Consider the following 12766-nt stretch of genomic DNA (forward strand, 5'->3'; position numbering starts at 1 on the left):
GGTTTGATTCTTTTACACTTAGACTCCGATCGTAAACAGATTTTTCTTTCTTCAAAACGGAAAATCTTCTTCTATGTCCGTAAAATCGTTCCCGTCCGTCTCTTCGGCTTGGTTTCCTCCCGATTTTTTTTCAGGATTGGGCTCGGAGATACTTAAGGATAGATAGTTTCTTCCGGTTGCCGACTTTCGAATCCAGCCGGCGAGACGATATGTTTTGCCTTCCAGCAAAACCTTTCCGGTATAATCCGGTTGTGTTTCCCTTTCTTTGGTCGCGTTGCTAAAGAGACTTCCTTTTTTTTCTTTGAGAGCGTATTCTGCCATGTTCTTTTCCTCCTTTTGGCTTTGGCTTTTTTGTCCTCGGATTTTTTTTGAAATCCTCGGGATGTTCGAATTTCTACTGTTCCCGCAGTGTTCGAGTTAGGCGGCTTCCGAATTGCGAAGCGCGTCTTTTGCGAGGGCCCTTTTCCGGATCTCTTCTATGAGTTTATCCGCGAGGATTTCCGCGATTGCCTCGATTCTTTCGTCCATCCATTCCGAGTCGTTTGTTTGCATGTCGTTTGCTCCTTGATCTGAAATTCAGAATACAGGAACCCCGGGACAAAAAAGTCGCGAGGAGGGGACTTTCGAATGAAATCGGAATTTTTTTTTGGGGAATGGTGCGATCGTTTTCGCGATTTCCGAAATAAAAACCTTTGACCTTTGTTGCTGACGGAAACAATAAAGGCCGTAGTCTTGGAATTGAAATCTATGCGGATCAAAGCGGAAGCGACGGAGTTAGAGCGTTATCGAGATTTTTTTCTCAAGAGCGCCGAGGGAATTTGGTGTTTCGATCTGAGTGCTCCGATTGACGCCCGTTTGGCGGAAGCGGAACAAGTATCCCTTCTTCTGTCGAATGCCCGCCTAACGCTCTGTAACGATTCTATGGCGAGAATGTACGGATACGGAGCGGCTTCCGAGCTCATGGGGCTCTCCCTTTCTCAGTTGATTCCGTCCGATTCTCCGGAGGATCTAGGACATTTTTTTACCTTTGTCCGATCCGGTTACAACATGAAGGACGTGGAATCCAGGGAATTGGATCGTTTTGGAAATTCGAAATACTTTCTCAACAGCGTCGTAGGCGTCGTAAAGGACGGAAAACTTTCTCAAATCTGGGGCTCGCAGAGGGATATTACTCCTCTCAAAAAGAGCGAAGACAAACTGAAATACTCTCTTCTTCTTCAGAGCAATCTGACGGATATTTCCAAAAGTTTTATCACGGTTCCGCCGAGAGAATTGGATCAGGCGATTCGAAATTCTTTGGAGAGGGCCGGAAGAATCTGCGAAGCCGATCGTTCGTATATTATAGAATACTCAAGTTCCAATAAACACCTTTCGAACACATACGAATGGTGTAAGGAAGGAATTTCGTCTCAAAAGGATTTTTTTCAAAATATTCCGGTGGAACAAATCCCTAAGGAAAGATTCGAAAGAGTCCGCAAGTTCGGGTATTTCGCTCTCAACTCCGTGGAAGAAATTCAAAATGAAAATCCGTTTCTAAGAAATCTTCTGCTCCCAAAGGGGATTCGTTCTCTTTTGATGATCGGGCTTACTTACGAAGGAAAGGAAATCGGCTTTTTCGGTTTGGATATGACACAAAAGGACCGGACTTGGACCGAGGAGGAGATCAACATTCTCGGTTTGATCGGGGATTTGATTCTGCTTGCGTTCGATCGGAAAATCAAAGAAGGCACGTTAAACGCCTTTTATGATAGAATGCACTACGATCTCGAGTTGGGAAGATTGACTCAACGTTCTCTTGTGGATCGGACCTTTCCTAATTCTCCGTATTTCCGAATGGAAACCTACTTTCGTCCTTTTGAAAAAGTGGGCGGGGACGTCATAAGCACGATTCAGAATGAAGACGGAAGTATTGACATTCTTTTTGCGGACGTTTCGGGGCACGGGATTTCTTCCGCGATGGTCTCCGGGATGGTTGTGATTTCGTTTAAGAATTCTTCGAGGATCGGTCTTTCTCCGGCGGAGGGTTTGATAAGAATCGTAGAAGACCTGAGATCTCTTGTAGTGGATCATCACATTTCCGCGGTTCGTGTAAAATACATTCCTGAAACAAAAAAACTGATCTATGCTTATGCGGGTCATCCTCCGATTCTTCTTTTTCGAGACGGAAAACAAATCGAGCTCGACGGAATGAATCTCCCGCTTCTGGCCTTTGACGGCGCCCAATACTACGATCAATCGATCGATCTTTTGCATGGGGATCGGGTTGTGTTTTTTTCCGATGGGATGTATGAGATTTTCAACGCCGAAGGTGACATTTTAGATCTTCCCGGTTTGATCTCGATTCTTGGAGAATATCTCGATGCCGAATCTATAGAAGAATACATCGAATTGATCGTTTCGGATATCTTTGCGTATTCAGCCGGCAACTTTGGGGACGATATCGCTCTTCTGGTGATGGATATCTATTGATTTAGGAAGTTTTTTTTTACGATTCTAAAGAGGAAAATGGACTCTCGTTCAGGTAAAAGAGATTCTTGAATCGATCGTCTTGTCCCCATTCAGAACTTTTGTATTTGGAGCCTGTTCCGAAATCGGTAATTGTGTGGGAACTCCTCCTTTTTCAATCGAGGGAGCCCGTCTCTTGAAAGTCGAAAGAAGCCCAAATATATGGCTTTGTAGGAACTATTACAAATTTTCGTTCCGGTTGTCGAACCAATTCTTGTCCTTGCTTGGAAACCGAGGAGTTCCCACAAAATCCGATGTTTGGCCGTATTCCTGCAGAGGCAAAGGAAACGGGAATCGTCGTCTTACAAGAAAGGGTTTGGTAGGAGTTCCTACATGAGAATTTTTTCTTGCGAAAAGTTTGATTTTGTGATAGGGGAAAGTTTCTGGAGTTTTTCCCGCCTCCCACCCCTCCACCCGAAATTTGGGTGGGGCGCGCGACTTTCACGGAGGAGCCGTCGTAGTTCCGACAGGCATTTTTAAGATCCAGTCAGCTTGTGGGGAGTTCCCACACAAGCGCGGTCGGAGAGATCTTTTCGGCTCTGGTCTTTGAATCTGTGAAAACCGAAAATTTATCCGAAAGGAGATCTTTTTTCCTACACGTTTGGGCCAAATTTGCAAAATCCATTGCCTCTACAAAATCTCACGAAAATTTCCAAGAAAAGACATCCTAACGCTTTTAAAAAATATTGCTGATTATAAAAAACTATTTAAACGTTTATCAGATGATTCTTTTTTTGGTAAAAGAAGACTTAAGATGAAGATCCAGTTCCACATTCTTCTCCTTCCTTTTGCTTTTTTATTTTTTCATTGCGCACAAGCAGATCGGGTGAGCTTTGATGCTTCTTCGAGTGCGGGGCTTCTCTTCAACGCGGGTTTCAATTTTTTCAGAAACGCAGCCACCGGAAAACAGATCACTTCTTTTCAATTTCGCGCAGGAGAGAATTATCTTTTGAAAGATTATTCTGCGACCATATCCGGGAATCAGATCCTCGTTTCCGGAATCCCTTTCGGAGCGGTCTCTCGTCTAAAAGCCGCTTTTGAATCCTCTCCGGGTTCTAAGATCCTAATCGACGAAGTAGAACAGATAAGCGGTGTGACTTCCAACAACTTTTCTTCTCCATTGACTTATGAGGTCCTGGCCGAAAACGGTCAAAAAGAAATTTACACTGTTACGGTGAACGTTCTTACTCCGATCACAGACGCGGGACAAACAGAGTGTTTTGATAATACGGCTTCGGTGATCGCTTGCGGACAAGGAGCCTACCCCGGACAAGACGCTGATCACGTCGCAGTTGCGTCTCTCCTAGAAAGAGTGACTCCAACAGACGATTCTTCACATCCGGTCGTCGTCGATAAAATCACAGGGTTGATCTGGAAAACTTGTAAGGAAGGAACCAACCCGATCGACTGTTCAGCGTTAGCCGCTCCTACACTTTTCACTTATTCGGATGCGGGAACTGCTTGTTCTAATCTCAACGTAAACGGATACGCCGGTTTGAAAAATTGGAGACTCCCGGATCTGCAAGAACAGTTCACTCTTGCTTCCTACGATAGCCCGGCTCCCTACATCAACACGACAGTATTCCCCGGAGGGAATGAAACCTTCTGGTCCCGTTCTCAGGCTGATCCCGCTTCTATGACTCCAAGACGTTGGACTTTCAATTATACCAACGGTTACAACCAAATCTCCGATGAAACCAACACACTTCCGGTTCGTTGTGTTACGGGTGGAAGTTATCCGTCCCAAAAATTTACGGATCTTGGAGATGGAACCGTTTTGGATAAGAATACGAATCTTCTCTGGCAAAAATGTTCCGTCGGTCAGTCAGGATCCTCTTGTCAAATTTCGGCGACCACTTCCTATGATTGGCAGAACGCACTTACGCAGTGCAACGGATTGCCGACGACCGGAAGCCGCTGGAGAATTCCGAACATTCGAGAATATCTTTCCATAGCAAGATTCGATTTGCTCTCGGGAACGGATAGTATCGATCTAAGCGTATTTCCTGAGAATATCAGCAACGGAAGTTATTGGACGAGCAACGTCAGTCAGTTGGCCGGAAATATCGGTGTGTTTAGTTTCGACGCTTCTTATGCATTTGTATCAAAGACCGACGCGATTTATTCGCTCTCAGTAAGATGTGTAAAAGACGGACCTTGATATAAGTTTTATCTTTAGGGTTTTCCTCAAAACCTTTCGACTTTTTCAAAAAACAAAACGCTGAGTTTCGCGGAATGTGGGAGCTCCAGTCGAAAAGTAACGAAAAAATTGCCTTGGAAAGTTTAGAAATCGCAAAAGCGACGGAATCTGGGGGGATTTCCAGCATCCTGATTGCGAACTTGAGCAGGTTTTGAAAACGGATTCTTTTGAAGTTTTGGATCAACTCTTAGTGAAAATACGATTTTTTCAGAACATTCAATCATTGGAATATTCAAATTCTACTCTGAGCTTCCGATCTTAGAATCGGATTTCTTTTTTCCGATCGAAAGAACCCCTGCTAAAACGAGAAACGTTCCGGCAATTCCCGTTGAAGTGATCGCCTCTCCTAAAAAAATCCATGCAAGAAGAATGGTGGAAATCGGACCTACGGAACCAACGATCGCGGCCCGGCCAGATCCAATCATACGAATCCCCTCCGACGTAAAGTAGGCAGGTATCACCGTCGTCAAAATTCCCAAAGCCAATCCGTAAAGATAAACCGGTTGTGATTGAACTAAAAGGGATGGATCCTTTGTAATCAAAAAATGAACGACGACGATCAAACCGGAAAGAAGCATCAGATACGAAGTAAACTTTACCGATCCTATTTTTGGAATCAGGGATTCACTTCCGACCAGATACAAAGAATAAGCGACCGCAGATGCGAATACAAAAAGCACACCCTTGACGGCTTCCGGGCCCTCCGTTTGAATGTCTCCGAAAAACGCGACTGCAATTCCGGAATAGGTGAGTAAAATCGCAAAGATCTCGATTCTTTTGATTTTTCTTTTGTAAAGGAGGGAACTGATCACAAGCACGATCGTCGGATAGACGAAAAGAGTAAGTCTCTCCAAACCTGCGGAAATATATTCCAAACCGATAAAATCGAAAAGACTTGCGAGATAATACCCTAAAAAAGCGAGAGCCACTATCAGCGACCAGTCTTTGTTGGAAAGTTTTACCGAATTCTCCTTTTTCTTGGATCGAAACGCGATCCAGGCAAAGACCGGAATCGCAAACAACATTCTCAGAGTGAGGGCCGTAATGGAATCTATATCGTATCTATAGATCAGTTTTACAAAGATCGCTTTGGCCGAAAAAAAAACCGCTCCGGCCAATACGAGAGAGGCTCCTAAAAAAGGCTTCCATTTGGATTCGGACACTTCCATAAACCCATCCTCGAAAGGACCGGATGTAATGAAACAAAACAAATTCTAAGAATGCCAAGGATTTTTAAGAAAAATCTGCCCTTCTTCGTCCACCGAAGGAAAGAAAGTCTCCCCTTGTTCCGCATTCTTACGTTTGAGCTCTTTCACTTTTTGGATCTGCAGATAACACTTGTTTAGAAAAAAAGAATGTCCGCATCCCAAAAGATGATATCCTTCGTGGATCAGGGTTCCTTCGGCTCCTCCGGACAACCAGTGAGAAAGGGTTCTGGTTTGTCCGAGTATATATCCTCTGGTTCCGGTTTTGGTTTCGACCGCGCCCAGGATTTGAAAACTCGGAATTCCGAAAAAAGCAAAGAACAAACCGACGATTTCGAACGCGGTGTCGCTTAACTTTCCACCGGCAACCGCGAGAAGCCGGTCGCAAGAAGAAGGAAGGTCTGCAGTGAATATTTGATCCATGATTGCGGACCCGGTCCAACCGGGACGTTCCCATTCTTGTACTTCGCTTAACAAAATCGTGATTTTATAAAGTTTTAATTCTTCGTTCCAAACACCGATCAGTCCTTCCAGTTCGTCCTTAGTGATTTTTTTGTCCTTCCATACGCAGAGTTTGAGTGTTTCTTCTTTTCCAAAATCGATCTTTTCCCGAATCGAAGTTCTATGAAAGCCGACTGTCGTACAGGAAAGAGTAAAAATACAAAGTATAAGGAGAATTATTTCGGCGGGTCTTTGCAAATTTTTTTTTCCGTTTTCGGAGTTAGGAGTAGTGAACACTTTGCTTTTATGTTCGTTGGGGAAAAATTTCCAACAAAAAAAGAGAATCTCTTGGATTTCAAAAAATGGAAAGAGAAAAATTTTCGAAGTCGCAGATTCGAGATTCGATTTCCAGCATTTTTTACGAATATATCCTTTGTCGGAACAATTATTTTAGAATCAAAAAGAATAGATTTTTTTATTAGCGGGGACCTGCTTCGTTTTTTTCCGATTCGAGTGGGACGTCCACTTTCGATCAATCCTTATGTATCGTGTATTTTCCAAGGTGGTTGCACAACTTGAACGGGAATCGCTAAGAATACGAATGCTCCGGGACGGCTACGATAAAAAGGGGGAGTTCCCACATTTTCCTAGAATGACTGATCACTTTCGAAAAGACCGATCCTTGTTTCACTCGAATTGGAGTTCCTACGTCGTAGAAAACTCAGTGTTCTTTGATCGGCGCCGGAAAGGTCGGGAAAGCAATTTCTAAAATGGGAAGGAAACCGTTTTGTCTTCGGGGGTTGAAGTTTTTTTTTTCACCGAAGACAAAACGATCGAGATCAAAACCACGGTCGATCTTTTTTACAAAGTTTTTTATACTTCGTCCGGAATTCTATGCATCCAAACTGAAAAGATCGCTCCGGTTGCAAACATGATCAAACTATAAATCGCGGAAGGAATCGCCATTGCCGCGTTATTCAGAATTGAAGAGGCGATTGCAATCCCCAGGGTTCCGTTCTGAATTCCCACTTCGATCGTAATGGAAGTCCTCTGCGCTTTTGTTACCCTCATCAAAGTGGCTCCTAAAAATCCGAGAACCATCGTCACCAAATTGAGCGCCAGCGCCGCAGGTCCGACCTGAATAAAAAACGGAATGATATTCTGTCTTTCTCTTACGATCGCTCCTGCGATGATCAAAACTAAAAAAACTCCGGAGAGAATTTTTACCGCTTTTTCAAACTTTTTAGAAAGGTCCGGTTTTTTGGAGTTAAGGATCATACCGATCGAAACCGGAAGCACCGTTATTAAAAAAATCTGCAAGATCGTTTGTGGAACGTTGAGTTCGATCATCTGACCGCTTCCCAAAAAATGATGCATTGAAAAGTTGAGCAGAATAGGGATAGAAACGACGGTTACACAACTAGTGATTGCGGTTAACGTGATGGAAAGAGCTACGTCTCCTTTTGCGAGGTGGGTGATCAGATTGGAGGTGGCTCCACCCGGGCAGATCGCGAGTAACATCAAACCCACCGCCAATTCTCCAGGAAGCCCGGAAAAGTCGGCGATGAGCCAACCCGCGATCGGTAGGAGTAACAACTGTAAGGTGAGACCGGTCAACACCGCCTTGGGAAGAATAAAAATTCTTTTGAAGTCGTCGATCGTGAGAGACATTCCCATCCCGAGCATGATGATTCCTAACGCGAGCGGAAGAAACACGGCTGTTAGTAAATTGGATTCCATAATATAAACCTATTTTTTGTTTCAAACTCTGTATAAAAACTTTCATCTCCAGTCGACTGAATTTTTGATTCTTCCGAATTTTACATTCGTTTGGGATTTCCGATTTCTTTTTTATCGAACGATTGAGCGAAATCTTATAAGAATTTGGGGTCTCGGTAAAGGTTCTTACCTTGGGACGACCACCGATCTCCAAATTACAAAAAGTCCGAACTAAATCTAAGATTCAAAGAAGAATCGAACGTTCTTCTTTTGTAATATCTTGACAAAGTATTTTTCGGAATTAGATTTTTTGTTCTTCGTAAAAGGGAAAAGTAATGAAAAACTTAAAAATCATTTACCTCGCTTTTGTTTGTTCCCTAATTCTTTTCGGAATTGTATTTGTTCTTTCGGCGAATCCGTCCGGAAATCTTCCCAAGGATTGGAGCGGTTATCTTTTTGGATTTCGGTTATACGATCCACGGAGTTTTTTATTTTATCTTCGCGGATTCGATTCATTGGATCGGTATGGGAATTTTCTTTTTGGGAATTCTGATTCTTTTTCCAAGGGATAAGGAGTTTATTTCTCTTTACGATTCTCGGGAAATCTATCCTTGATTTGCGCCGGATCGGATTCTAAAAAAGAGGTGATGGATTTTCGATTTCAAAAAAATCTCGTGTTACATGGATGAGAATTCTAAAGTAGACGAAAAACAATCGTTCAAAAGAAAATTTCTGGTTTGGTTGATTCCTTTTCTTGTAGTCAATCTGCAAAGGCTGATCGGCTTTACTTCACGAAGAGTCAATATCGGTGACGGAAGTTTGGACAAACTCCGCAAAGAAAAAAAACCTTATATCCTTTCGATCTGGCATACCAACGTTTTGTATTCTCCTTACTTAAATCGTAAGGCCGGCGCCGCCGTTTTGATCTCCGAATCCAAGGACGGGGATTTTATCAACGAGGTCGTACATCGTTTCGACAACTACAGCATTCGAGGCAGTTCTTCCAAGGGCGGATCCAAAGCGCTGAAGGCCCTCATCGTTCATCTCAAAAAAAATCTTCCCGCCGCAATCACGCCGGACGGGCCTCGGGGGCCCGCACTCGTAGTTCAGCCGGGTTTGATCGCTTGTGGTCAAGTTTCGCAGGTTCCCATCGTTCCGTTTCACTACGAATGTACTCGTCAATGGATCGCAGAAAGATCCTGGGATAAACATAGAATTCCGAAACCGTTTACGACGTTCGTGGTTTCCTACGGAGAACCAATTTTGATTCCGAGACAATTGGATGAAAAAGGTTTTGAGGAAGCGCGCGTTATGGTGGAAAAGGCGATGTTGGAAAACCGTCAGCGATGTATCGATAAAGCTGAAGAGTTGAGAAAAAAATAATATTCTAATGCGAATTCTAAGGAGTTCCCGCTTTTACGTGTTCGTTTAAAATTCTTTTTACCTCCAAAAATGTGGGCAGATGATTTTGCACCGAGTGTTCGGATTGGATGAGTAATTCGGACTCCGGATGTTCGAGATGCGAACTTTCGTAAGGGACGACGGAATCGCTGATCCAATCCAGATCCGCAAGTTTAGAATTCCCTATGATAGAATGGAATTTTACGAGAGGTTTATATTCTCCCGTGACTTTCATAAAAAGGCTTTTTGGTGCGAGTCCGTCGACTCCGTAAACTCCAGGGACCAAATCTCCGTCCTTGTGGTTTACGATCAGAAACTTATAACCCTCTTCGAATTTTTTGGCGACTTCCTTCGGAAGAATAAAAAGAAATCTTGCGATCGTTCCTAAAATTCCTTCCGCCAAACTGGAGCCCCTGTGCGGAGTCGCGATGAAGATCGCCCTTTTTACAAACGGCACCGGTTCAAAATCGAAGACCCTTTTGATCTCTTTTTTGTATTCTTCGCTCATGGATTGGTAAGCGGAGTAGGGAACATTGGCCGCGGTCATCCATTCTTCTTTTTTCCCCTTGGTTACTGCCAGCTTCGCGATCAGTCCTCCCATACTATGACCGACTAACACCATCTGGTCGAAACTTTTATGTTCCCGATCGGGATCGTAGACTTTTCGTAAATCATATAACGTATCTCTAAAGTCTGCCGCCGAAAGCAGCATCGGATTTACGGTCGGATACCAATATACCCAAAACTGATATTTCTCCTTGATGGAAGGATCCGCGAGAAGTTCGTTGATCATCGGAAACCATATAAACGGAGAGGAAGCGAGTCCGTGCAGGAACACGACCGGTATTTTGTCTTTGCGGTATGGATAGACAAGATAAAGTCCCTTTCTGGAAATACTTGTCTCCCCGTCAAAGATCGCAAGCAAACTGTCCCGCTTTTGCGCGATCGTTAGCATATACGCGAGCGGAGTGGTCGTATCGCTTTCCATCGGCAGACTCATTCCTTCAAATTCGATTCTATCCCGAAAGACGGGATCAAAGACGTGGATCTTCGCTTTTAGATTCATCAAATCTCGATTTCCGAGATACGATTCTTTCAGACTTACGAAAGCGGTTCCGGGATAAGCCTGTCCGACTCCGTTGATAAATTCATACTGGATTCTTTTTTGAGGTTCGTTCTCCGGAAATTTTCGGATCAGAATTAAGGGGGTTCCGATTCCATATTTGCTGATATGGTTTGAAAATCCTTTGGTTCTATAATCGTATGCGACTTCGATCTGTAGAAAATTTTGAGGCGTCCAGGAAGTTTCAACTTCGGCGCCGTCCATCACAAGACTTCCGCGGATGAGTGGAAGATTTAGATCGGTAACGTTCGCTAATTTTCGATTCTTCTTCGCATAACGCACCAACTGCGCTAAGGAGCGGTTGTATGTGAGGAGGGCGAAACGAAACTCGGCCGAGAAGGGATCGGGCGCCGGGGTCGCTTTCGAGTCAAAAAGATACGTATAAGAATATACTAATGCGGAAGCATACATCTTTGCAAACTGCGGATCATCCGTATCCAAGGAATTCCCAGTGAGATAACAGAGTTCGGAAAGATAGTATGCGAGTTCTCTGGACTTATAAGCGAGAAGTCGATTGTCCAAGTCGTAGATGACGACCAAGGGAGAATCTTCGAACTTTTCGTCAAGATCGTTGCTTTTGAGATAACGGGTAGTAAGAAGGCTGAGTCTGTTCGAAGAAACTCCGCTTATGTTGACTAACTTTTCCTGTTCGAATTGGGAATAGTTGGTTCTTGAGTATGTCGCACAATCGAGAACGATAAAAGATCCAAGAAGAATCCAAATTCTTAAAAGAATCTTACAATACGAATTCATCCCTCAATCAGAAGCAGCGAGCCTCCGGCTGACAAGTCAAAAAGGGAAATCCATCTCGTTTCCAAAAGATAAGATCCATTTCGAAGAAGAAATCGTTTTTGCCATAGACAGACTTTCTTCGTTCCGCAAACTTTGTATCGTGAAATTACCGATCTTTACAACAAAGGGTTTGATTCTGCTTTCGTTTTTATTCTGTTCCGGTAATAAAGAACAGAGTTACGGTCCGGGCTTATGGAAGGGGCAAGGATCCGGGGGAAGTCGTTCCACGGTTGCGATGCAGATTCCTCTCGTTTTTGTTCCCGGTTATAAGGGTTCCGAACTTTTTCAAAAAACCGAATCGGGTTCATTGGATCGGATTTGGCTTACACCTTGGCAGGCTTTGAATTTTACCGCACCCGATCTGACTTTGAAAAAGAACGATAACGTTCAAGTCGGCGGAGTTTTATCTTCCGTGACTCTGATTCCGTTATTGATCGACGTGAAAGTCTATCAACCTTGGTTGGAGTGGCTTTCCACTTCTGCGAGAATCAGACCTTATGTTTTTCCTTACGATTGGAGAAAGGATAACGGAGAAACTTCTTTAGCTCTGGAAGTTTTTTTAGAAAAAGTTCAAAAAGAAAACGCGGGAGTCGCGCCCGTTCTTGTAGGTCATAGCAACGGAGGAAATCTTATTCTTTCCGTAATCAATCGTAAGCCGAGTTCGGCTTCGAAGGTGATTTTTGTAGGAGTTCCTTTTCGTGGAGGAATCGGATTTATGGAAGATCTGATTTCGGGAGTTTCCACCGGGCTCAATCCTGAAATTACGAGCGCTTGTGTTGTTTCCAGTTTTATTTCGGTTTATACTTTTTTTCCGAGAGAAGGAAGTTTTGATACGAAGGATCCTCTCAAGGACTCGGCTGATAAGAATATTCCATTCCGTTTTTTTAATGCTTCCGATTGGGAGAAGTATGAGTTGGGACCGTATTCTCACGAAGCTCATTGTGAGCCGCCGCCTTCTTTGAAAGAGTTTCAGTCGAGATTGGATTTAGCTCTTGCGTTTCGAAATTCTCTCGATCCGAAAAAAGGAACTCAGTATCCGCCCGTTCTTGTAGTCCACGCTCGGAATCGACCTACGATGCGGGTTTTAAAACCCGAAAAAAATCCGGATCATTGGTTTTGGGATTTTAAGAATGCGGAGACTGCGCCGGGAGATGGAAGGGTTACTTTTTCAAGTTCGATTCCCCCCGATGAAATCGTTCACAAAAGTTTTCTTTCCGATGCTGAACATTCTTCTTTGTTAAGCGACCCGAAGGTATGGGAGAGAATCTATCACTTTCTGCACGAATAGGAATGTTCTAAAGAATATTCCGTTTTTCTAAATTTTCAAAATCTATTCCGGATGCGATGGAGAATCCTTTTGGATTTTTCTGTGGGGAGAGA

Annotated in this window: 10 protein-coding genes and 1 pseudogene; 5 read left to right on the top strand and 6 right to left on the bottom strand. The window is 43.6% G+C overall.

Translation table 11 applies throughout. The features are described from left to right. Positions 1-51 precede the first annotated feature (51 nt). Together JWG45_RS07930 and JWG45_RS22415 are read right to left on the bottom strand one after the other, a co-directional pair. Positions 52-321 carry a DUF736 family protein gene (locus tag JWG45_RS07930; protein ID WP_205279227.1) on the bottom strand — a complete coding sequence of 90 codons (270 nt, stop codon included), beginning with the start codon at positions 319-321 and terminating at the stop codon, positions 52-54. A gap of 96 nt (positions 322-417) precedes the next feature. Beyond that, positions 418-552 (bottom strand): hypothetical protein, encoded by a 135-nt coding sequence (locus JWG45_RS22415; RefSeq protein ID WP_269750282.1) that lies wholly within the window; start codon positions 550-552, stop codon positions 418-420. Between the two features lie 195 nt (positions 553-747). On the opposite strand from JWG45_RS22415, the gene JWG45_RS07935 reads away from it, so the two are divergent. Next, entirely contained in the window at positions 748-2469 is a 1722-nt protein-coding gene (locus JWG45_RS07935; protein WP_205279228.1) for a SpoIIE family protein phosphatase, read from the top strand. A gap of 790 nt (positions 2470-3259) precedes the next feature. Then, on the top strand, positions 3260-4666 hold the full coding sequence (locus JWG45_RS07940) for an Lcl C-terminal domain-containing protein (RefSeq protein ID WP_205279229.1): 1407 nt from the start codon (positions 3260-3262) through the stop codon (positions 4664-4666). A 278-nt stretch (positions 4667-4944) separates the two neighbouring features. On the opposite strand, the gene JWG45_RS07945 is transcribed toward JWG45_RS07940, so the two are convergent. From JWG45_RS07945 to JWG45_RS07955, 3 genes are all read right to left on the bottom strand, one after another. Beyond that, positions 4945-5874: a DMT family transporter gene (locus tag JWG45_RS07945; protein WP_205279230.1), complete on the bottom strand. Its 930-nt coding sequence runs from the start codon at positions 5872-5874 to the stop codon at positions 4945-4947. Between the two features lie 45 nt (positions 5875-5919). Beyond that, positions 5920-6609, bottom strand: coding sequence for a hypothetical protein (locus JWG45_RS07950; protein ID WP_205279231.1), 690 nt, complete (start codon positions 6607-6609; stop codon positions 5920-5922). 615 nt (positions 6610-7224) lie between these two features. Then, entirely contained in the window at positions 7225-8091 is an 867-nt protein-coding gene (locus JWG45_RS07955; protein ID WP_205279232.1) for a bile acid:sodium symporter family protein, read from the bottom strand. Between the two features lie 314 nt (positions 8092-8405). On the opposite strand from JWG45_RS07955, the pseudogene JWG45_RS07960 reads away from it, so the two are divergent. Further along, positions 8406-8685: pseudogene (locus JWG45_RS07960) on the top strand (hypothetical protein). A gap of 66 nt (positions 8686-8751) precedes the next feature. Then, a complete protein-coding gene (locus JWG45_RS07965) occupies positions 8752-9453 on the top strand; it encodes a lysophospholipid acyltransferase family protein (RefSeq protein ID WP_205279233.1) in 702 nt (233 codons plus the stop codon). A 16-nt stretch (positions 9454-9469) separates the two neighbouring features. Here JWG45_RS07965 and JWG45_RS07970 read toward each other — a convergent pair whose 3' ends face one another. Then, positions 9470-11347, bottom strand: coding sequence for an esterase/lipase family protein (locus JWG45_RS07970; RefSeq protein ID WP_205279234.1), 1878 nt, complete (start codon positions 11345-11347; stop codon positions 9470-9472). Positions 11348-11486: 139 nt separating this feature from the next. Between JWG45_RS07970 and JWG45_RS07975 the strand changes: the two genes are divergently transcribed. Continuing rightward, positions 11487-12674, top strand: coding sequence for a lipase/acyltransferase domain-containing protein (locus JWG45_RS07975; RefSeq protein ID WP_332476375.1), 1188 nt, complete (start codon positions 11487-11489; stop codon positions 12672-12674). Positions 12675-12766: the final 92 nt, after the last annotated feature.

Origin of the sequence: Leptospira ainlahdjerensis, assembly GCF_016919175.1 — a bacterium.
Classification (GTDB): domain Bacteria; phylum Spirochaetota; class Leptospiria; order Leptospirales; family Leptospiraceae; genus Leptospira; species Leptospira ainlahdjerensis.